At 75.1% G+C, this 20,330-nt stretch carries 21 protein-coding genes; 14 read left to right on the top strand and 7 right to left on the bottom strand.

The genetic code is table 11. The features are described from left to right. The first annotated feature begins 15 nt into the window (after nucleotides 1–15). The 3 genes from AWH51_RS05290 (at nucleotide 16) to AWH51_RS05280 (ending at nucleotide 4,310) form a co-directional block, all read left to right on the top strand. A complete protein-coding gene (locus AWH51_RS05290) occupies nucleotides 16–366 on the top strand; it encodes a GntR family transcriptional regulator (RefSeq protein ID WP_063071068.1) in 351 nt (116 codons plus the stop codon). Beyond that, nucleotides 363–1,334, top strand: a complete 972-nt coding sequence (locus tag AWH51_RS05285; protein WP_063071067.1) for a DUF1648 domain-containing protein — start codon at nucleotides 363–365, stop codon at nucleotides 1,332–1,334. The genes AWH51_RS05290 and AWH51_RS05285 overlap by 4 nt, the downstream gene beginning before the upstream one ends. 522 nt (nucleotides 1,335–1,856) lie before the next feature. Further along, entirely contained in the window at nucleotides 1,857–4,310 is a 2,454-nt protein-coding gene (locus AWH51_RS05280; RefSeq protein WP_081234883.1) for a hypothetical protein, read from the top strand. Nucleotides 4,311–4,316: 6 nt separating this feature from the next. Here AWH51_RS05280 and AWH51_RS05275 read toward each other — a convergent pair whose 3' ends face one another. Both AWH51_RS05275 and moaA read right to left on the bottom strand, forming a co-directional pair. After that, a complete protein-coding gene (locus tag AWH51_RS05275) occupies nucleotides 4,317–4,583 on the bottom strand; it encodes a MoaD/ThiS family protein (RefSeq protein WP_063071065.1) in 267 nt (88 codons plus the stop codon). A gap of 1 nt (nucleotide 4,584) precedes the next feature. Further along, a complete protein-coding gene (moaA, locus tag AWH51_RS05270; RefSeq protein WP_414146345.1) occupies nucleotides 4,585–5,670 on the bottom strand; it encodes a GTP 3',8-cyclase MoaA in 1,086 nt (361 codons plus the stop codon). 93 nt (nucleotides 5,671–5,763) lie between these two features. On the opposite strand from moaA, the gene AWH51_RS05265 reads away from it, so the two are divergent. Genes AWH51_RS05265 through AWH51_RS05250 form a run of 4 tightly spaced genes read left to right on the top strand, consistent with a single transcriptional unit; the run spans nucleotide 5,764 to nucleotide 9,023 of the window. Further along, complete coding sequence (locus tag AWH51_RS05265) at nucleotides 5,764–6,276, top strand: TOBE domain-containing protein (RefSeq protein WP_063071064.1); 513 nt, start codon at nucleotides 5,764–5,766, stop codon at nucleotides 6,274–6,276. Further along, a complete protein-coding gene (modA, locus tag AWH51_RS05260; RefSeq protein ID WP_063071063.1) occupies nucleotides 6,276–7,082 on the top strand; it encodes a molybdate ABC transporter substrate-binding protein in 807 nt (268 codons plus the stop codon). The genes AWH51_RS05265 and modA overlap by 1 nt, the downstream gene beginning before the upstream one ends. Nucleotides 7,083–7,086: 4 nt before the next feature. Then, nucleotides 7,087–7,929, top strand: coding sequence for an ABC transporter permease (locus tag AWH51_RS05255; RefSeq protein WP_254654486.1), 843 nt, complete (start codon nucleotides 7,087–7,089; stop codon nucleotides 7,927–7,929). Next, the gene (locus AWH51_RS05250) at nucleotides 7,926–9,023 is read left to right on the top strand and encodes an ABC transporter ATP-binding protein (protein WP_063071094.1); all 1,098 of its coding nucleotides are present in this window, start codon (nucleotides 7,926–7,928) and stop codon (nucleotides 9,021–9,023) included. The genes AWH51_RS05255 and AWH51_RS05250 overlap by 4 nt, the downstream gene beginning before the upstream one ends. A 1-nt stretch (nucleotide 9,024) precedes the next feature. Here the strand turns inward: AWH51_RS05250 and AWH51_RS05245 are convergent, their stop codons facing one another. Beyond that, on the bottom strand, nucleotides 9,025–10,473 hold the full coding sequence (locus AWH51_RS05245; RefSeq protein WP_063071062.1) for a glycosyltransferase family 87 protein: 1,449 nt from the start codon (nucleotides 10,471–10,473) through the stop codon (nucleotides 9,025–9,027). 78 nt (nucleotides 10,474–10,551) lie between these two features. Here AWH51_RS05245 and AWH51_RS05240 point away from each other — a divergent pair, with 78 nt between their 5' ends. Continuing rightward, nucleotides 10,552–11,781 carry a molybdopterin-dependent oxidoreductase gene (locus AWH51_RS05240; RefSeq protein ID WP_063071061.1) on the top strand — a complete coding sequence of 410 codons (1,230 nt, stop codon included), beginning with the start codon at nucleotides 10,552–10,554 and terminating at the stop codon, nucleotides 11,779–11,781. After that, nucleotides 11,781–12,269 carry a hypothetical protein gene (locus AWH51_RS05235; RefSeq protein ID WP_063071060.1) on the top strand — a complete coding sequence of 163 codons (489 nt, stop codon included), beginning with the start codon at nucleotides 11,781–11,783 and terminating at the stop codon, nucleotides 12,267–12,269. The genes AWH51_RS05240 and AWH51_RS05235 overlap by 1 nt, the downstream gene beginning before the upstream one ends. On the opposite strand, the gene AWH51_RS05230 is transcribed toward AWH51_RS05235, so the two are convergent. From AWH51_RS05230 to AWH51_RS05220, 3 genes are read right to left on the bottom strand one after another with little or no spacing between them, the layout of a single operon-like run. Continuing rightward, the gene (locus tag AWH51_RS05230; RefSeq protein WP_063071059.1) at nucleotides 12,218–12,916 is read right to left on the bottom strand and encodes a methyltransferase domain-containing protein; all 699 of its coding nucleotides are present in this window, start codon (nucleotides 12,914–12,916) and stop codon (nucleotides 12,218–12,220) included. The genes AWH51_RS05235 and AWH51_RS05230 overlap by 52 nt on opposite strands. Further along, complete coding sequence (locus AWH51_RS05225) at nucleotides 12,913–13,596, bottom strand: TIGR04282 family arsenosugar biosynthesis glycosyltransferase (protein ID WP_063071058.1); 684 nt, start codon at nucleotides 13,594–13,596, stop codon at nucleotides 12,913–12,915. The genes AWH51_RS05230 and AWH51_RS05225 overlap by 4 nt, the downstream gene beginning before the upstream one ends. After that, nucleotides 13,593–14,300: a glycosyltransferase family 2 protein gene (locus tag AWH51_RS05220; RefSeq protein WP_063071057.1), complete on the bottom strand. Its 708-nt coding sequence runs from the start codon at nucleotides 14,298–14,300 to the stop codon at nucleotides 13,593–13,595. Before AWH51_RS05220 ends, AWH51_RS05225 begins: the two co-directional genes overlap by 4 nt. Nucleotides 14,301–14,409: 109 nt before the next feature. Here AWH51_RS05220 and AWH51_RS05215 point away from each other — a divergent pair, with 109 nt between their 5' ends. The 4 genes from AWH51_RS05215 to AWH51_RS05200 all read left to right on the top strand — a co-directional run bounded on the left by AWH51_RS05215 (nucleotide 14,410) and on the right by AWH51_RS05200 (nucleotide 18,584). Next, the gene (locus AWH51_RS05215; protein WP_254654485.1) at nucleotides 14,410–15,330 is read left to right on the top strand and encodes a response regulator transcription factor; all 921 of its coding nucleotides are present in this window, start codon (nucleotides 14,410–14,412) and stop codon (nucleotides 15,328–15,330) included. Next, the gene (locus AWH51_RS05210; RefSeq protein ID WP_063071056.1) at nucleotides 15,327–16,589 is read left to right on the top strand and encodes a sensor histidine kinase; all 1,263 of its coding nucleotides are present in this window, start codon (nucleotides 15,327–15,329) and stop codon (nucleotides 16,587–16,589) included. The genes AWH51_RS05215 and AWH51_RS05210 overlap by 4 nt, the downstream gene beginning before the upstream one ends. Beyond that, complete coding sequence (locus AWH51_RS05205; protein WP_063071055.1) at nucleotides 16,586–18,205, top strand: molybdopterin-dependent oxidoreductase; 1,620 nt, start codon at nucleotides 16,586–16,588, stop codon at nucleotides 18,203–18,205. Before AWH51_RS05210 ends, AWH51_RS05205 begins: the two co-directional genes overlap by 4 nt. Nucleotides 18,206–18,320: 115 nt before the next feature. Beyond that, the gene (locus AWH51_RS05200) at nucleotides 18,321–18,584 is read left to right on the top strand and encodes a hypothetical protein (protein ID WP_063071054.1); all 264 of its coding nucleotides are present in this window, start codon (nucleotides 18,321–18,323) and stop codon (nucleotides 18,582–18,584) included. Nucleotides 18,585–18,655: 71 nt separating this feature from the next. Here the strand turns inward: AWH51_RS05200 and AWH51_RS05195 are convergent, their stop codons facing one another. After that, entirely contained in the window at nucleotides 18,656–19,360 is a 705-nt protein-coding gene (locus AWH51_RS05195; protein ID WP_063071053.1) for a PadR family transcriptional regulator, read from the bottom strand. A gap of 263 nt (nucleotides 19,361–19,623) precedes the next feature. Between AWH51_RS05195 and AWH51_RS05190 the strand changes: the two genes are divergently transcribed. Next, nucleotides 19,624–20,319, top strand: coding sequence for a hypothetical protein (locus AWH51_RS05190; RefSeq protein WP_063071052.1), 696 nt, complete (start codon nucleotides 19,624–19,626; stop codon nucleotides 20,317–20,319). Nucleotides 20,320–20,330: the final 11 nt, after the last annotated feature.

The following is a 20,330-nucleotide window of genomic DNA, read 5'->3' as shown; positions in this document are numbered from 1 at the left end:
GCATATAATGCGAACATGCTCATCACTGTGGATCCCGCGGCGAAGGCGTCGCTGGCCGACCAGGTCGCCACGCAGATCCGCTACGCCATCGCGCGCGGGGAGCTCGCGAGCGGCGAGCGTCTGCCGTCGGCGCGCGATCTCGCGGCCTCGATCGACGTGAACATGCACACGGTCCTCCGGGCGTACGCGAGCCTCCAGGACGACGGGCTCATCGAGCTGCGACGCGGTCGCGGGGCCACGGTGATCCGCTCGGGCAACGCCTCGTTCGACCGGATGCGCTCGCTCGTCGAGGAGCTGCGCGCGCAGGCCGACACCCTCGGGGTGCCCCTCGACGACCTCCTCACCATGATCAAGGGAGCACGATGACCGCCACGACGCCCCCGTCCCTCCCCCTGTCCCTCGGCGCGCGCGTGGCGGTCGTCGCCCCCGCGGCCGTCATCGCGCTGGTGCTCGGCGTCGCGGCCGTCCTGCTCGCGCCGGAGCTGCCCGCCCGCATCGCCGTCCACTTCGCCGCCGACGGCAGCCCCGACGGCTGGAGCTCGCCGTGGCCGATGCTCGCCGCCGCGCTCGGCCTCGCCCTCCTCGGCACGGCGCTCGCCGTCGCCGCGCTGCGCGTGCGGGACCGGCGCACCGCCGCCACGGTGCTGCTCGTCGTCAACCTCCTCGCGGGGAGCCTCGCCACGGGCTGGATCGGCATCGCCATGGCCGGCTCGGTCGGCGACGGCACGTTCCCCATGTGGTGGAGCGTCGTGTTCCTCGGCGTCGGCGCGCTGGCGGCCGCCATCCCACTGATCGTGCTCGTGCGGCACGCGTCGCCCGTCCCCGCGCACGACGTGCCGGCGCTCCCGGTGACCGCCACGGCCCGGATCGCCTGGCGAGCCCATGCGGGCAGCGCGTGGTTCGCGGGCATCGGCGCGGCTGTCGTGGTCACCGGCATCGTGGCGGGCATCAGCACGTCCGGCATCGACGTGGGCACCGCCGCGCTCTCCTCCATCCCGCTGGTCGTGTCGGGTCTCGCGGTCCTCGTCCTGGCCCGGGTCGACGTCACCGTGGACGCCCGCGGCTTCCGGGTCACGTCGTCGTGGACGCGGATCCCCGTCATGCGCGTGCCCCTCGACCGGATCGAGTCCGGCGGCTGGGAGGACGTGTCGCCCGGCGAGTGGGGCGGCTGGGGTCTGCGGCTCTCGGGGCGCGGCGTCGCGTACGTCACGCGATCCGGATCCGGGCTCGTCGTCCGGCTGCGCGGCGGCCGGGCGCGGCTCGTGACCGTGGCGGACGCGCACCAGGGCGCGGCCGTCCTCGGCGCCCTGCTCGCCGCGCGCGACGCGGCCTAATCCGCAGCCCGGCGCCCCCGTCCTCCTCCGCGGAGCGCCCCCGTTCCGGATTCCGACGTCCGCGGCCCGCCGCCGGGACCCGTCTCCGCGGCCGTGCGCGGCCTGCACGTGCGCCTGGGGAGAATCAGTGCAGCACCTTCGCATTCGCTGGTATTTTCCGGCTGCACCGCCGGGTGCATCAGCGGGCACGACCCGTCGGTGCCCCGGTCTGAGTCGTACAGCAGCCACGCAGAGGAGCACCACGTGTCCGAACCCACACCCGACCCGTCCGCGACGGAGCCCGCCACACCGGAGCCGGTCACGCCGGAGCCCGCCACGCCGCCTCCGGCCTCCGAGACGGGAGCCGCGGCCGGCGGCCCGGCTCTCCCGCCGCCGGCCGCGGCCTCCGCGGGCGTCCCCCCGATCGGCGTCCCCCCGATCGGCGTCCCCCCGATCGGCGTCCCCCCGACCGTCGGCCCCGCGACCGGCGTCTCCCCGACCGGCGTCTCCCCGACCGGCGCCGCACCGCATCGGCCCAACCCCGTGGTCGACGCCCTCCGCGGCCTCACGGTGCGCGATCGCATCGTGGCGGTCGTCGCCGGCGCCGGTGCCTACGTGGCCGCCTACCTGGTGGGCGTCGTGTGCCTCCTCCTCACCATCGCGGTCGCGATCGCCTCGAACAGCGGCTCCGGCTCGGGCTCGGGCGCGTCCTCCGGCTCCTCCGGCGGCATGTCGACGCCGAGCATCCCCGACGCGCTCGGCGCCATCGGCAACATCTTCGCCGGCCCCGCCCAGCTCATCTCGCTCGCCGACCTCGGTCGGCTGGGGGTCTCCGGAGCCCTCCAGGTGATCGTCCCCGTGACCGGATCGCTGTCGGTCGGCGTCCTGCCCGTCACCGTGGGCCTCGCGCAGCTCCTCGCGCTCGTGCTCGTCGCCCGGTACGCCGGGCGCCGTGATCAGCCGTTCCGCGTGCGCCTCGCCGGATCCGTCATCTCGGGCCTCGTGCTCGCGGTCATCAGCCTCGTGCTCGGCCTCCTCCTGGCCTTCCGCATCCCCGCGTCGAGCGGAGTCTCCATCGGCGACATCTCCGCGACCACGGTCGGATCCGTCTTCGTGGCCTTCCTCGTGGGCGTCTCCGCGACCCTCCTCGCGCGTCCGGGATGGCTCACCGGCCTGCACCCCGTGATCGCCGCCGGCCTCGGCACCCTGCGGGTCGCGGCCAGCCACCTCGGAGCGCTCGTCGTCGTCTCGGCCGTCGTCATCGTCATCGGATCCGCCTTCGCCGGCTCCTCGGGACCCGGCGCCGCGCTGCCGCTGTTCCTCGGGAACCTCGCCGTCGTGCTCGCCGCCGTGAGCATGTTCGCCACGGCCTCCCCGTCCGACTTCCTCGTGCAGGTCGCGCAGTCGGCCGCCGGTTCCCGCTACCAGGCCGGCAACACCGACCTCTCCGTCCTCAGCGGCCCGGCGTCGATCTGGCTCCTCGTGCTGCTCTCCGTGCTGCTCGCGTTCGTCGCGGGCATCGCGCTCGCCATCCGCCGCGGTGCGGTGGCGCGCCGGGGCGTCGACTGGGCCGCGACTCCCGCCGCCTACTTCGTGCTCGGCATCCTCGGGCTCGTCCTCGGGACGGCCGTCGTCAGCGTCCACGTCGCGACGGTCAACGGCGACGGATCGATCGGCCTCACTCCGTGGCTGCCGGTCATCCTCGCCCTCTGGGGAGGGGCCATCGAGACCGTGGCGCGCTTCGTGGCGCCGCGGGTCCTCGCCGTCACGCCCGCCCCGCTCACGGGGCTCATCGCGCGACTCGTGGGCAGGGACGCCGCGGCCGTCGCCGCGTGGACCCCGCGTGCGCGTCCCGTGAACGCGCCCGGGGTCGGGGCGGCCACCGCCGCGTCCGCCGCGGGAGCGGTGCAGGCAGGCGACGCACCTGCGGGCGAGCCGACCGACACCGCGCCGGCCCCGGCCGTCGCGGGTCTGCCGGCGCCGCGGGCGCTGTCCCCGCGGGGGCGCCGCATCCTCATCCGCTCCTCCATCGCCGGCGGTGCGGTCGTCCTGCTCATCGTCGCGCTGTCGATCACGGGGGGCGTGCTCCGCTCCACCGTCTGGGGTCCCGGTTCCACGGCGCAGCGCTTCGTCCAGGCCATCGCCGACGGGGACGCCAGCACGGCGGGCACCCTCGCCCAGATCGACGGGATCGGCTCCGGCATGCTCACCGACCAGGTGCTGCAGTCCGCGAAGACGCGCATCTCCGACGTGCAGCTCGGCCTCGTCCACCAGGACGGCGACACGGCGACGGCGACCGTCACCTACAAGCAGGGCACGGATCCTCGGACGACCCAGGTGGGTCTCACGCGCGTCAGCACGTCGTGGCTCATCCAGGACGAGTGGCGCGTCACCTCCTCCCTCGGGGGCAAGGTCGTCGTCCAGGCACCCGCCGCTCTGGAAGGGGCGAAGATCACCGCGGACGGGATCCCCATCGGCCAGGTCGCGCACGCGTCCGGCTACGGCGGCGGCGTCCAGTCCTTCGCGGCCTTCCCCGGTGACTACACGATCGCCGTCGAGGGCACCGACTACTTCGCCGCGCCGACCGCCGACGTCACCGTCGCGGACGCGGGCACGGTGCCCGTCTCGCTGTCGCTGGCGGGTACGGACAAGCTCACGGCCGACGCCTCCAAGCTGGTGCAGGACACCATCACATCGTGCGCGGCCCGCACGGACGCGAAGCTCCCGTCGGAATGCCCCTTCAGCGGTCCGTACTACTACTCGAACGTGTCGAACGTCTCGTACACGGTGACGCGCATGCCCGAGCTGAAGGTGATCGTGCGGGACGACGGCTCCATCGGGGTCATCTCCACCACGAGCGGCCAGGTGGAGGAGAAGTACCAGACCAGCTACTCCTTCGAGCCGACCCCCGAGCAGCACGACTACCAGGACACGTTCCAGGTCGCGCAGCGGCTCAAGGTGGTGAACGGTCAGCTCACGGTGACGGACAGCTACTGATCGACGTCAGCCGCCCGAGAACGGCGGCAGCACGTCCACCGCGCTGCCCGCGGTGAGGGGGGCGTCGCGATCCGTGGTCGCGACGCCCTCCAGGAGGTAGGTGCAGCGGGCCAGCACGGCCGCGGCGTTCGCGGGATCCTCGGACGCCGCGGCCCGGGCGCCGAGCGCGTCCACGAGGTCGCCGAGCACGGCGCCGTCGGGCAGGTCGAGCGCGTCGGTCGTGCGGCCGAGCGCGGCGGACGCGGCGGCGAAGAGCTCCACGGGCACGATCACGTCAGCCGCCGATCGCGCTCATGGAGCGGGCGGGCTGGATGAAGTCGGCCTGGTCCATGCCGTGGCCCTTCGGCTTCGCCCACATCGCGCCGCGCCAGAGGTCGGCGACCTCGGCATCCGAGGCGCCGGAGCGCAGCGGCGCGAGCAGATCGGTCTCGGTGTGCGAGAAGAGGCAGCTGCGGACGCCTCCCGTCGCGGTGAGGCGGGTGCGGCGGCAATCGGCGCAGAACGGCTCGGTGACGCTCGCGATGACGCCCACCCGGCCGAGCATCGCGGTGCCCGGGCCGCCCTCGCGGGAGTGCACGCGCCAGAGCTCGGCCGGGGCGCCGTCGCGTGGATCGTCGTCGGGCACGAGCGTGAAGCGCTCCGACAGGCGCCCGCGGATCTCGGCCGCCGTGATCATCTCGGCCCGGTCCCACGCGTGGTCGGCGTCGAGCGGCATCTGCTCGATGAAGCGCAGCTGGTGTCCGCCGGCGACCGCCCACTCCAGGAGGTCGGCGGCCTGGTCGTCGTTGACGCCGCGCACGAGCACGGCGTTGATCTTGATGGGCGCGAGCCCCGCGGCCGCCGCGGCGTCGATGCCCTCGAGCACGCGGTCGAGGAACGGGCGGCGCGTGATGAGGCGGAACGTCTCGGCGTGCACGGAGTCGAGCGAGACGTTGATCCGGTCGAGCCCCGCGTCACTCAGCGCCTGCGCGCGGGACGCCAGGCCGATGGCGTTGGTGGTGAGCGAGATCTCGGGCCGGTCGGGGAGGGCGGCGCACGCGGCGATGATCTCCAGCAGGTCGCGGCGCAGCAGCGGCTCCCCGCCCGTGAACCGCACCTGCCGCACGCCGAGGTCGCGCGTGCCGATGCGCACGAGCCGCTCGATCTCGGCGAGCTGCAGCGCCTGTCGGTCGGGCGTGAAGGGGAGGCCCTCGGCCGGCATGCAGTAGGTGCAGCGCAGGTTGCAGCGGTCCGTGAGGGAGATGCGGAGGTCGGTCGCGCGGCGGCCGTGGGTGTCCAGGAGCGCCGGGTCGTCGGGCCGGGCGGGACCCGGCGCGGCGGCGGGACGCGGCATGGCCGGCATCCCCAGCGAGGTGCTCATGCGTCCAGGCTACGCGCGCCCCGCCGCGGACCCGACGCGCGGCGGATCGGGCGTCTCGTCGCGCGCCGCGTGCGCGGTCCGTAGGATCGATGCATGACGCAGAACAGGGACAGGACGCCCCGTCGAGCCGCGGATGCCGACGAGGCATCCGGATCCCGCGACGCGGACGCGCCCACCCGCTACCGCGTGAGCGAGGCTGCCGCGCTCATCGGCGTGAGCGACGACACCCTCCGCCGCTGGGCCGACGCGGGGCGGCTCGACCTGGTGCGCGGCGAGGGGCGGCTGATCCTCGTGGACGGCGTGCAGCTCGCGCACCTCGCGACCGAGCTCGCGGCGGACGGGGCGCTCGCCGCGTCCTCCTCGCGCGCGCCGCTCGCGTCGGCGCGCAACCGGATGCCCGGCATCGTCACGCGCGTCGTGCGCGACGGGGTGATGGCGCAGGTCGAGATCCAGGCGGGGCCGTTCCGCGTGGTGTCGCTGATCAGCCGCGAGGCCGCCGACGAGCTGGGCCTCGGGGTGGGCTCGCCCGCGGTCGCGACCGTGAAGGCCACGAACGTGGGCGTCGAGGCCCTCGCGCCGGAGTCGCTGACGGGCGGGCGGGCCTGATGCGCCGCGTGCGCGCGGTCGTCGTGGGGGCGCTCGCCACCGGGGTCCTGGCCACCGGGCTCCTCCTGGCCGGCTGCTCCGCCGGCGGATCCACTCCCGCCGGCGTCCCCGATCCCGCTCCCGACTCGATCTCCGGCGCCCTCGTCGTGCAGGCCGCCGCCTCGCTCACCGGCAGCATGGACCAGGTCGTCGCCGACTTCGAGGCGCAGCACCCGGGCGTGACCGTCACCGTCTCGTACGGCGGCAGCTCGACGCTCGCGCAGCAGATCGTGCAGGGCGCGCCCGCCGACGTGTTCGCGTCCGCCTCCACGGCGACGATGCGGACGGTGGCCGACGCGGGGGAGACCGCGGCAGGCCCGCGCGTCTTCGCCCGCAACGCCCTCGAGATCGCGGTGCCGCCCGGGAACCCGGGACGCATCACGGGCCTCGCCGACTTCGCCGACGCCGGTCGCACGCTCGCCCTCTGCGCGCCCGAGGTGCCGTGCGGCGCCGCGGCGGCGCAGGCGTTCACGAAGGCGGGCGTCGCGCCGCAGCCGGACTCGCTCGAGCAGGACGTGCGCGCCGCCCTCACGCGCGTCGAGCTCGGCGAGGTGGACGCGGCGGTCGTCTACGAGACCGACGTGCGCGCCGCGGGCGATCGGGTGCAGGGCGTGCCCCTGCCGGACGAGGCGAACGTGACGACCGACTGCGTCGTCGCGCCGCTCGCCGGATCCGCGTCGCCCGCCGCCGCCGCGGCCTTCGCCGACTTCGTGGCCGGCGATGCCGCCCGCGTCCGCTTCGACGCCGCGGGGTTCCGTGCGCCCTGAGCGCGTGACGGCCCGCGCGCGGATCCGAACGCGCGTCCACGCCGGCGAGCGCGCCGACCGCGTGCCCGCCCTCCTCTGGATCCCGGCCGGCGTCGCGCTCGCGTTCCTCGTGCTGCCGCTCGCGGCGCTCGTGGTGCGCGCGCCGTGGGCGACGCTGGGGGAGCGGCTGGCGGATCCGGGCATCGCGCGCGCCCTCGGCCTCTCGCTCGGCAGCGCCCTCGCGGCCACGGCGCTGAGCCTCCTGCTCGGGGTGCCGCTCGCGTTCGTGCTGTCGCGCTCGGCGGGCCGGCCGCCCGTGGTGCAGCGGATGCTCCGAGCGCTCGTGACCGTGCCGCTCGTGCTGCCGCCCGTGATCGGCGGCGTGGCGCTCCTGCTCCTGCTCGGGCGCCGCGGGCTCGTGGGCGGACCGCTCGAGGCGCTGACGGGCATCACGATCCCGTTCACGACGCCGGCCGTGGTGATCGCGGAGACCTTCGTGGCCATGCCGTTCCTCGTGCTCGCGGTGGAGGGGGCGCTGCGCGGCGCCGACCGCCGGTTCGAGGACGCCGCCGCGACGCTCGGCGCGAGCCGCTGGACCGTGCTCCGCCGGGTGACCCTCCCGCTCGTCGCCCCCGGGATCGGCGCGGGCGCGGTGCTGTGCTTCGCCCGCGCGCTCGGCGAGTTCGGCGCCACCCTCACCTTCGCGGGCAGCTTCCCGGGGGTGACCCAGACAATCCCGCTGTCGGCCTACCTCGCGCTGCAGACGGATCCGGACGCCGCCGTCGTGCTGAGCCTCGTGCTGCTCGCGGTGTCGGTCGTCGTGCTCGTCAGCCTGCGCGACCGGTGGACCTCGGGGGTGCACGCGTGAGCGGCGCCGCGCACGACCGGGGGCTCGACGCCCGCGTCGTCGTCGAGCGCCCCGCCTTCCGGCTCGACGTCGCGCTGCGGGTCCCGGCCGGATCCACGACCGCCGTCGTCGGCCCCAACGGCGCCGGGAAGTCGACGCTGCTGCGCGCCCTCGCCGGGCTCGTGCCGCTCACCGCGGGGCGTGTCGCGCTCGACGGCCGCGTGCTCGAGGACGCGGATGCGCGCGCCCCGCGGATCCCCGCCGAGGGCCGCGGCATCGGCGTCGTCTTCCAGGACCACCTGCTCTTCCCGCACCTGTCGGCGCTGGCGAACGTCGCCTTCGGTCCGCGCGCGCACGGCGTCCCGCGAGCGGAGGCCGAGGGCCGCGCCCGCGCCCTCCTCGACCGGCTCGGGATCGCGCCCCTCGCCGACCGGCGGCCGGCGGCTCTCTCCGGCGGCCAGTCCCAGCGCGTCGCGCTCGCCCGCGCGCTCGTGCTCGAGCCGCCGCTGCTCCTCCTCGACGAGCCCATGGCGGCGCTGGACGCGGGCACGCGGCTCGACGTGCGCGACCTCCTCGCCGAGGAGCTCCGCCGGTTCGGCGGCGCGGCCGTGCTCGTGACGCACGACCCGGTGGACGCGCTCGCGCTCGCCGACCGGATCCTGGTGCTGGAGGACGGCCGCGCGGTGCAGGAGGGCGCGCCCACGGAGGTCGCGACCCGGCCCGCGACCGCGTACGTCGCCCGGCTCGTGGGCATGAACCGCGTGGAGGGCCGGGACGCCGTGGGGCGCCGGGTCGTGCTGCTTGCCGCGCCCGCCGACGTGCGACTGGCGCGCGGATCCGACGCCGGGCCCGAGCGCGCCACCCACGTCGAGACCACCCACGTCGAGACCACCGACGTCGAGACCACCCACGTCGAGATCGCCGGCGTCGTCCGCCGTGTGGAGGCCGCGGCCGGGCGGATCCGCGTCACCCTGCGCCTCGCCGCGACCGACGCCGCCGAGCTGATGCCGGACGCGGGCGCCGAGGTCACCGCGGAGCTCGACGCCGCCGCGTTCGCCGCGCTCCGACCGGCCGCCGGAGAGCGCCTGCGCGCGCGGATCCCGCGCGGGAGCTGAGTCAGCGCGCGGGAGGTCCGTCGGCCGGCACGCGATCCCGGCCCAGCCGCCGCCGCACGGCCGCCGGGACGAGCCGCCGTCGCCCGTCCGGCCCGAGGCGCACGAGCGAGCCGACCACGACGATCGCCAGCGCGGCCCCGAGCGCGATCTGCCACGCCTCCTCGTCCGGCGCGAAGAGCCGCAGCGCGAGCGCCGCCACCACCGCGAACCACTCGCCGCGGCCCGTCATGGCGATGAACGGGATGAGCAGCAGCGCGTACCAGGGGTAGCGCGGGCTGACGGCGAGGAGGGTGACGCCGATCATCACGAGCTGGCCGAGCCAGGGATCGGCCGGGTCCGTCCGCCGCCAGACGAGCCCGGCGGTCACCGCGAGGATCAGCGCGACCGCGATCAGCCCGAACCGCCCCGGCACCACGAGCTCGATGAGGGGGAAGCGCCCGCCGTCGTCGTAGCCCTCCTCCTGCAGGTAGCCGGGCAGGTAGCCGAGCACCGCGATCCCGGTGCTGATGACGTACGGCACGTACAGCAGCGCGAAGGTCACGACCGCCGCGGTGATCACCTTCCACGGCTGCTTCCGCAGGAGCGCCGGCGCCGCGATGACCGGGATGAGCTTGGTGGCGATCGCCGCCCCGAGCGCGATGCCGCCGCGCCAGCGCATCCCGCCCGCGACGAGCAGCGACGCCGCGAGCGCGAGCAGCACCCCGAGGGCGTCGACGTGCGAGTTGGTCACGACCTCGCTCGCCACGAGCGGGCACCACGCCCAGAGCGCCGCCCACCACAGCGGCTTGCCGCGCTTCCGCAGCGCGCGCAGGAGCAGGAGCGTGACGGCCGTCATCATCACCAGGCCCGCGACCTGGAACGCCGCGTACTCGGCGCCCACGGGCACGACCGCGCGCACGCCCGCGAAGAACAGCTCGGCCATGGGCGGGTAGATGGTCGGCACCTTCGGGCGGTTGAGCGCCGTGCACATGGGCTCGTGCGTCTCCTCCTCGCGGACGCCCATGATCCGCTTCCCCTCGCAGGTGGCGGCCCCGTCCGACCCGACGACGGTCTTCGGATAGAGCCACTCGGGCCGGAGGTCGCGGAGCTCCGGATCGGCCGGCGTGTACCGGTACGGCGACTCGCCCGCGTTCTGCACGATGCCGTCCCACGCGTATCGCGCGGAATCAGTGCTGGTGTTCGGCGGTCCGACCAGCGCGGCGCCGCCGAGACCCACGGATCCGAGGATGATGAGCGCAACGGCGGCTCTCGCCGGCAGCTTCCGCACCAGGAGGACCGCCGCTCCGAACACCACCCAGATGACGACCACGAGCCAGAAGAACGGCGCGGCACCCTCGCGACGGAAGAAGGCCTCGTCGTCGGCGTCGCCGAACAGATCGAACGCGATCACCGACCACCCGGTGAGCACGGACATCACGAGCAGGACGAAGGCGGTGAGGGCGGTGCGCACACCCCATTGTGACGTCGCGCGGCTCGACGACCGCCGACCGGGCGTCACCGGTCGTCCGGCAGGCGAAGGAAGGCCCCCATGCGGACGCTGATGCACGAGGCACGGCGCCGGCTGGCGTCGCCCGCCCGCACGACCCGGATGGCGGTCGTGATCGGCCGCCTGCTGGGCCTCGCCTTCCTGGTCTGCTTCGGCACGGGCCTCTACAGCCACTTCCTCCAGGACCCGCTGCCGTGGATGCGCTTCCCCACCGCGCCCGTCTCGCTGTACCGGGTGACGCAGGGCATCCACATCACCGCGGGCATCGCGTGCGTGCCGCTGCTGCTCGCCAAGCTCTGGATCGTCTTCCCCGAGCTGCTCACGTACCCGCCGGTCACCGGGGTCGTCTCGTTCCTGGAGCGCGCGTCCATCGCCGTGTTCGTGGGCGCATCGCTCCTCGAGGTGACGATGGGCCTCCTCAACACCTTCCAGTGGGTGCCGTTCCCCTTCTACTTCCGGCAGACGCACTACGCGCTGGCGTTCGTGGTGATCGGCTCGCTCGCGATCCACATCGGCGTGAAGCTGCCCGCCATCGCCGGCCACTGGCGGCGCGGGCAGGCCGACGAGTCGCCCATCGTGGACGACGCGCCGGATCCCGCCGCGCGCGACGCGCGCGCTCCTCGCGGCCTCACCGGCCGCGTCACCGCCTGGATCGACGGCGCGCCCGTCGCGCCTGCGCCCGTCGCGCGCCGCGGGTTCCTCGTCGCGGTCGGCGCATCGGTGGCCGCGGTCGTGGGGCTCACGGCCGGCCAGTCCTTCCGGCTCCTCGCCCCGTTCAACGCCTTCGGCCCGCGCGTCATGGGCACCGGCCCGCAGGCGCTCCCCGTCAACCGCACGGCCGAGGCCGCGGGTGTGACCGAGACGGCGGTGGATCCCGGATGGACGCTCACCGTCTCCGCCGGATCCGCGTCGCGCGCCTTCACGATGGACGACCTGCGCGCCATGGAGCTCGTCACCGCCACGCTCCCCATCGCGTGCGTCGAGGGCTGGAGCCAGTCGGCGACCTGGCGCGGCGTGCGCCTGACGGACCTGATGGACGCGGTCGGCGCCGACCCCGGCGCGCGGCTGCGGGTCACGAGCCTCGAGCAGCGCGGCGGCTTCCGCCGGACCGAGATGGGGCCCGAGTACGTGCGCGACCCGCTCACCCTCGTGGCGCTCGAGCTCGACGGCGCGCCCCTCGACATCCAGCACGGCTACCCGGCGCGCATGATCGCGCCCGGACGGCCCGGCGTGCTGCAGACCAAGTGGCTCTCGACCCTGGAGGCGATGTGATGACCGGCACACGAACCGTCCCCGCGCCCGCATCCCGCGGCGTGCTCGCGGCCCGGATCGCGCTCGTCGCGGTGGGCGTCGCCGGCCTCGTCCTCGGCGCGCTCGTGCTCCTCGATTCCCAGCGTCCGGACCAGGTCGTCGGCGTCGCCGTCTTCCTGCTCGTCGCGATCCTCGTGCACGACGCGATCCTGTCGCCCGTCGTGTTCGTCGCGGGCCTCCTGCTGCGCAGAGCCGGCCGCCGGCTGCCACCGGGCGCGCTCGTGATCGTGCAGGCGGGCGTCATCGTGATGGCCGTCATGACCGTCGTCGTCATCCCGGAGATCCGGGCGCGCGCCATCGGGAACGACAACCCGACGATCCTCATCGCCGACTACGCGCCCCGGCTCGCCCTCATGTGGGTCGCCACCGCGGTGGCGACCGCCGTGGTCGCGGTGGTCTACGCGCGGACGAGGCGCGAGAAGGACCGGCCGCCGGTCACCCAGGACTGAGCGGGCGCGAGGCCCGCGTCCTCGGCGAGGCGCGCGACCGCGTCGCGGCCGACCTGCGCCCAGGGGAAGGGATCGCTCGCGCGGCCCTGGCCGTCCTCGACCGTGCACTCGAACGTGCGGTCGCGCGAGGGATCCGGGTGGGTCTCCACCACGAGCGCGCCCTCGTCGTCGAGCAGCTCGCCGCACCGGACGAGGAGCGCGCCCGCGTCGCCGCCGATGCCGATGTTGCCGTCGAGGAGGAGGAGCGTGCCCCAGCCGCCCTCGCGGGGGAGCCGCTCGAACACGGAGCGGTGCAGGACGGGGAGGCCCTGGCCGGCGGCCATCTCGACCACGGTGGGGGAGACGTCGATGCCGAGGGCGCCGAGCCCGGCGTCCATCGCGGCGCGGACCATGCGGCCCGGGCCGCAGCCGATGTCGAGCACCGGGCCGCAGGCGTCGGCGAGCAGGCTCGCGTCCACCGCGTCGGCGTCGGCGCTCCACCGGCTGATGTCGATGACCTCGGCGCTGTCGTCGTCCGCCGTGAGGGAGAGGAACAGCACCTCGCCGGAGTCGCGGAGCGCCCGGGCGTACGGCTCGCCGCCACCGGATCCGAAGGTGCGGTCGCGCGCGGTCGCGCGGTCCTCGGGGTGGTCGACTGCCAGGCTCATGCGGGATCCCTCTGCGGTGCGGCGTGCGATGCGGCGGCGACGGGGATGCCCGGGCCGGTCATCAGGATTCGGAGCGCGGCGGCGAAGCGATGGGCGGGTGCGGCGGCGGCGGCCTCGCGCGCGTCGTCGACGGTGTCCACGTCGGTGAGCTCGGGCAGCATCGCGACGTCGAGCCCGGCGTCGAGGAGGCGGGACAGCTGCACGGCTCCGGTGTCGTCGCGCGACATGGGCACGCCGCGCACGAGCGCGCCGTCCGGCTCGCGGAGGCCGAGCGCCCAGAAGCCGCCGTCGTTCGCGGGGCCGAACCACGCGTCGGGTCCGCGGGCGCCGTCGGCCCACGAGTCGAGCACGGGACGGAGGAGGTCGGCGGTGAGCTGCGGGGTGTCCATGCCGACGAGGAGGACGGGACCGTCGAGCGCGTCGAACATGGCGGCGAGGCGCTCGTCGAGGTCGCCCGCCACCTGCGGGATCACGTCGTAGCCGGCGGCCTCGGCGGGCGGCGTCGTGCCGTCGAAGAGGAGGACGCGGCGCTCGGGGGCCGCGTCGTCGACGGCCGCGAGCGTGTCGGCGAGGGCGGCGGAGGCGAGCTCGGCCGCCTCCTCGAGCGTGAACGGCGGATGCAGGCGCGTCTTCACGCGACCGGGGATGCACTCCTTGGCGATGACGACGACGGCGGTCATGCGGATCCTCCCGGTGCCTGGTGGGCGCCCGCCGCGGCGGCCCGCGCCTCGGCGAGCACGCGCGACATGTCGCGGACGGCGGTGACGGTCCCGCGCACGGTGCCGGTGACCTTGGACCGCCCGACGCGCGGTGCGTACGGCATGTCCACCTCCAGGATGCTCCACCCGGCGGCCGACGCCCGCAGCAGCATCTCCAGCGGATAGCCGCTGCGCCGGTCGAGGATCCCGAGCGCCAGCAGATCCTCCCGCCGGCCGCACCGCATGGGCCCGAGATCGTGCAGCGGCACGCCCGTGATCCGCCGCAGCCGCCGCGCGAGCTCCAGGTTCGCGATGCGCGCGTGAAGCGGCCACGCGCCGCGCGCGGACGGGACGCGGCGGCCGAGCACGAGGTCGCGCTCGCCGTGGCGGACGGGGTCGACGACGCGGGGGAGGAGGGCCGGATCCATCGACGCGTCGGCGTCGCAGAACGCGACCAGCGGCGCGGTCGCCGCCTCGAGCCCGGCGTGCGCCGCCGCCCCGAACCCGCGGCGCGACTCGGCGACCACGAGCGCGCCGTGCTCCCGGGCGACCTCGGCGGAGCGGTCGGTGGATCCGTTGTCGACGACGATCGCGCGGTACCCCTCGGGCAGCCGGCCGAGCACCCAGGGCAGGGCCCCCTCCTCGTCGAGGCAGGGGAGGACCACGTCCACGAGCGCTTCCGTCATCCGTCGAGCCTAGGAGCACGCGGGTGGGCGTCCGCGCAGGGGTGACGGCTCGCTCGCAAGCCGGACACCGCGCGGGTCCGGCCCCAGGGAGCGCGCATAGTCTGGCCGGGTGAGCCCCACCTACGACCCCGCGCGCGCCGACACCGCCCGCCCCGACGCCGCGCGGCCCGATGCGACCCGGCAGGATCCGCTCCGCGGCCGCCGCATCCTCGTGGTGGAGGACGACCCGACCGTGAACGAGGTCGTGTGCCGGTACCTCAAGGCGTCCGGCTTCCAGGTGGAGACCGTGGCCGACGGCCTCGAGGCCGTGCGCGTCGCGACCGAGCGGATGCCCGACCTCGTGGTGCTCGACCGCATGCTCCCCGGGCTCGACGGCCTCGAGGTGTGCCGCCGGATCCGCGCCGAGAACCCCGACTCGCCCGTCCCCGTCGTGATGCTCACGGCGCTCGGGCAGGGCGAGGACCGCGTCAACGGCCTCGACGCCGGCGCCGACGACTACCTCGCCAAGCCCTTCTCCCCGCGCGAGCTCGTGCTGCGCGTGCGCGCCGTGCTCCGCCGCACCGTGCCCGAGGCCGTGCCGGAGCCGCCGTTCGTGGCGGGCCCGTTCGTGCTCGACCTGGGCGCGCGCGAGATCCACCAGGCCGGCGCGATGCTCTCCCTCACCTCGCGCGAGTTCGATCTGCTCGCCTTCCTGCTGCGGAACCCGCGCCGCGTCTTCGGCCGCGACGACCTGCTCCGCTCCGTGTGGGGCTGGGAGATCGGCGACCTCTCCACCGTCACCGTCCACGTGCGGCGCCTGCGGGAGAAGATCGAGGCCGATCCCGCGCACCCCGTGCTCCTCGGCACCGTCTGGGGCGTGGGCTACCGGTTCGACCCGGACGCCGCGGCGCCCGTCGCGGCCTCGCCCGATGCCGCTGCCGCGCCCGATGCCGCTGCCGCGCCTGCTCCCGGGGCTGCCGCCGTCGCCGACGACCCTGCCGCGGACGCCGCCGCCGCATCCGCCCCCGCCGCCGCCGGGGACGACGCGTGACCGCCGACTCCTTCCTCATCGTCGTCCTGACGGCGCTGGTGTGCGCCGCCATCGTCGGCCTCGGCGCGAGCGTGCTGCTGCGCCTGCTCCGCCGCCGGTCGCTCGTGCTCCAGATCTGCGTGGTCGCGCTCGCCGCCGTGCTCTCGGTCGTGGGCGGCATGGTCGCCGTCACCGCCGGCATGCTCGTCGACGACGCCGGCCTCACCGCCTTCCTCTCCGTCGCCGCGGTCTCCGCGCTCGTCTCCCTCGTGATGGCCGCGATGCTCGGCATGACCCTCGTGCGCGGCAGCCGCGAGCTCGGCCGGTACGCCGCGTCCATGGGCGAGGAGGCCGCGGTCGAGCCCGGCCGCCCCACCAGCACCGAGTTCGCGCAGCTGGCCCGCGAGCTGAGCGCCGCCAACCGCCGCCTCGCCGACGCCCGGGACCGCATGGAGGCGCAGGAGCGCAGCCGCCGTGAGCTCATCGCGTGGATGTCGCACGACCTGCGCACGCCGCTCGCCGGCATCCGCGCCATGGCCGAGTCCCTCGAGGACGGCATGGTCGACGACGTGCACCGCTACTTCCGGCAGATCCGCGTGCAGGCGAACCGGCTCAACGGCATGGTGGACGACCTGTTCGAGCTGTCCCGGATCAACTCCGGCAGCCTCGAGCTCGCGGTCGAGCGCGTCTCCCTCTACGACGTCGTGAGCGACACGGTGGCCGAGCTCGGCCCGGTCGCGCAGGCGCGCAAGGTCGATCTCCGCGGTGTCACCGCGCACGACGACCTCGTGGTGCAGGGCGATCCGCGCGAGCTGTCGCGCGTCGTCGGCAACCTCGTCATGAACGCCATCCAGCAGTCGCTGCCGGGCGGCCGCATCGTCATCTCCGCGCACCGCGACTCCGGCAACCTCGCCGTGCTCTCCGTCGAGGACACCGCGGGCGGCATCCCCGAGGCCGACCTCCCACGCGTGTTCGACGCGGGCTGGCGGAGCACCGGATCCCGCACCCCGCGCGCGTACGGCGCGAGCGCCGCCGCGAAGGCCGCCCTCGGACCCGACTTCCCCGCCGCGTCCGCGGAGGCCGCGGCACCGGATCCGGCCGTGCAGGCGGAGGGCTCGCACGACGGCGGCTACGCGTCCGGCGGCGGCGGCGCGGGCCTCGGCCTCGCGATCGTGCGCGGCATCGTCCGCGCCCACGACGGCGACGTCACCGTCCAGAACATCGACGGCGGCTGCCGCTTCGACGTGATCCTGCCGTACAGCAAGCCGGTCGCCTCGTGACCCGCGCCGCCCTCCGCGCGTGGTCGGCGTTCCTGGGGATCGTCGCGGCGCTCGCCGTGCTGGCCGTCGCCGAGATCACGGCGGCGTTCGTGGCGCCGACCGCGAGCCCGGTGCTCGCGGTGGGCGCGCTCGTCATCGACCTCGTGCCCGCGGGCGTCAAGGACGCGGTGATCGCCGTGTTCGGCACGGGGGACAAGGTCGCGCTGATCGTCGTGCTCGGGTTCGTGGTGCTCGCCGCGGCCGCGCTCGCCGGCATCCTGCAGGTGCGGCGTCCGCCGCTCGGCGTGGTGGTGCTGGCCCTGTTCGCCGGGGTCGCCGTGCTCGCCGCCACCACGCGCGCCGGGGCGACGGGTGCCGCCGCGATCCCGACCGTCGTCGGCATGATCGCGGGCGTCTTCGTCCTCCACCGCGGCGCCGACCGCCTCCGCGACTGGCGCGACGCCGCGACCCGCTCGGCCTCCTACTCGGCGCAGACCGCGGAGCCCGTGCGCGGCATCGCCCGCCCGGCCCAGCGCGCGCCCCTCACCCCGGGATCCGGCGCGCGCGTCGAGCGCCGCACCTTCCTCCTCATGACGGTCGTCGCCGGCGCCGCGTCCGTGGTCGCTGGATCCGTGGCCCGCGGCATCAACGCCGCCTCCGCCCGCGTGGACGACTTCCGCCGCACCCTCGTGCTGCCGCGCGCGACGACTCCCGCCGCCGCGATCCCCGCGACCGCCGAGCTCGGCGTGCCCGGCCTCGCCCCCTTCGTCACGCCCGCCGCCGACTTCTACCGCATCGACACCGCGCTGCAGGTGCCGTCGGTCGACGCCTCCTCCTGGACGCTGCGGATCACGGGCATGGTCGAGCAGGAGGTCGAGATCACGTTCGCCGAGCTGCTCGCCCTCCCGCTCGAGGAGCACGTGACGACCCTCACCTGCGTCTCGAACGAGGTCGGCGGGAACCTCATCGGCAACGCGCTCTGGCTCGGCTACCCCATCCGCCTCCTGCTCGAGCGCGCCCGGCCCACCGCGGGCGCCGACATGGTGCTCTCCACGAGCCAGGACGGCTGGACCGCGAGCACGCCGCTCGAGGCGCTCACGGATCCCGACCGCGCGTCGATCCTCGCGGTCGGCATGAACGGCGAGCCGCTGCCGCAGGAGCACGGCTTCCCCGTGCGGATGGTGGTGCCCGGCCTCTACGGCTACGTCTCCGCCACGAAGTGGGTGACCGAGCTCAAGGTGACGACGTTCGCCGAGGACGTCGCGTACTGGTCGACGCGCGGCTGGACCGAGCGCGGCCCGATCAAGACCGGCTCGCGCATCGACACCCCGCGCTCCGGCGCGCGCGTCGACGCCGGCCGCACGGCGATCGCCGGCATGGCCTGGGCGCAGCACACCGGCATCCAGAAGGTGGAGGTGCGCGTCGACGAGGGCGACTGGGTCGAGGCGACGCTCGGCGACGGCGTGGGTGCGGACACGTGGCGGCAGTGGTCGTACGCGTGGGATGCGGCGAGCGGATCCCACAGCGTGGAGGTGCGCGCCACCGACACGACGGGCGCCACGCAGACCGCCGACGAGGCGCCGCCCGCCCCCGACGGCGCGACCGGCTGGCACCGGATCACCGTCAACGCGGGGTGATCCGGGTCCCCGTGCGGCGCTCCCGGGACGCACCGGGCCAGCACGCGCGGAGCCAGGGCGCGTAGCGTCGAGGCACGGCGCCACCGCGCCGCATCGACCAGCAGAGGAGAGCACCGTGAGCGACATCGAGAACCCGCGCGACCCCGCCGACCGCGACCTGGACGACACCGGCATCGACGAGGAGGAGCTCGTCGGCACCGACGCCCGCGAGGCGCAGGAGGCCATCGACGCCGAGCGCGTCGTCCCGCTCGACGACGAGGACGCGACCGCGCTCGACGACGAGGACGCCGACGGCGGGCTCGGCATCGACATCACCCAGTCCGACGGGCCCGACCTGGAGGCCGGCGACGACCTCGACACCGGCGCAGCGATCCGCTGATCCGCCCCGACGCACGACGACGGCCCCCGCTGATGCGGGGGCCGTCGTCGTGCGGGGAGCGTGCGCCCGGGTCAGTCCGCGAGGATCGCGTACAGGGCGCGCCGCGTCTCGTCGAGCTTCGCCGCCGCGGCCTGGCGCTGGGCGTCGGTCGCGTCGTGCATCAGCGGCTTCACGACGCCCATGAGCTTCATGAGGCTCGTCTGGAACGCGTCCTCGCCCTCGGACCTGTCGGTGGTGGCGGCCCAAGCCGCGTCGATCTCGGCCTGGTGCTCCTCGACGTGGGCGCGGCCCTGGTCGGTGAGGGAGTAGACGCTCTTGGCCCCGGTCTCGTCGGCGGCGATGAGGTCCTCGTCGACGAGCTGCTGGAGCGTCGGGTAGACGGATCCGGGGCTCGGCCGCCACGCGCCCTCGGTCTTCGCGGCGATGCCGGTGATGAGGCCGTAGCCGTTCGACGGCGCGTCGGCGAGGAGGGAGAGGATCGCGAGGCGGACGTCGCCACGGCGGGCGCGTCCCCGTCCGCCGCGTCCGCGGCCCGGGCCGAATCCGGGACCGCCGAATCCGGGGCCGCCGAAGCCGCCCATGCCCGGGATGCCCGGGAACCCCGGGAAGCCGGGGCCGTCGCCGGGGCGGAAGCCGCGCGCGAGCGGGTGGCCCGGCATGATGCGCGGGCGTCCGCCGCGGTGGTGCTGCCTGCGGGGCTCGTGGCGGTCGGCGGGGACGCCGTCGCGGTCGTGGTCGTGGTGGTCGTGGTGCGGGTTCTGGTCGTGGGTGCGCATGTCGCGCTCCTTCCGGTCGGGATGCGTGGGGATCGCGGCGTGCTGTCGCGATGCATCGACGATATGTCGCCGACAGTCGGAAGTCAATCCCCGCATCGGCGACGGGGGCGGCGGTTCCCCGTGATCCCGGGGGAGCGCCCCGCGAACCTGGCCAGAACCTGGGAATGGAGAACCCGCCCCAACCCGATCCGCCGCGGCGCCGAAGTCCCTGTGTCGCCCGGGGGAACCGGGTGGATCCCAGCCCACACAGCGAAGGAATCATCATGCGCAACCTCACCAAGTCCGTCTTCGGCCTCGCCACCGCCGGCTTCCTCGTCGTCGGCCTCGCGGCCTGCTCGACCCCCTCCGACTCCGGTTCGTCCTCCTCGTCCTCGTCGAAGCCCGCCGCGACCGCGACGACCGAGGCGAACCCGACCGCTCTCGCCACGATCCCGAAGCTCACCGGCGTCGACACCAAGGTCACGCTCGACTCCGGCTTCACCGGCGCCCTCACGACCCTGGGCCTGACCCCCGGCGTCATCGGCACCGCGACCCTCGACGGCGCCACCGGCACCCTCGCGTTCCCCATCACCGGCGGCAACGTGAAGTACTTCGACCCGCAGCAGTCCTACCGCCCCTACGTCCAGGGCGAGATCGACCACTCCGGCTCCGGCATCAGCCTCACCGCCGGCTCGACCGTCGTGAAGCTCACCGACTTCGTCATCGACCCCGGCACCAGCCGCCTCACCGGCTCGGTCCAGGTCGGCGACGGCGAGGTCATGAAGGACGTCTACATCTTCAACCTCGACGGCACGACCCTGAAGCCCCTCGCGATGGAGGGCGACAAGGCCGTCCTCGAGGGCACCACGGTCAAGATCAGCCCCGACGCCGCATCGCTGCTGAACAGCACCTTCAAGACCGACGCCGTCACCGACAAGCTCGTCGTCGGCATCGCCAAGATCACCGTCAACACCAAGTAGCACCCACCCGG

Source organism: Clavibacter tessellarius, from assembly GCF_001618005.1.
Lineage (GTDB): Bacteria > Actinomycetota > Actinomycetes > Actinomycetales > Microbacteriaceae > Clavibacter > Clavibacter tessellarius_A.
Note: the sequence above shows the minus strand (reverse complement) of the source record. Positions and strands in the feature narration are given on the sequence as shown.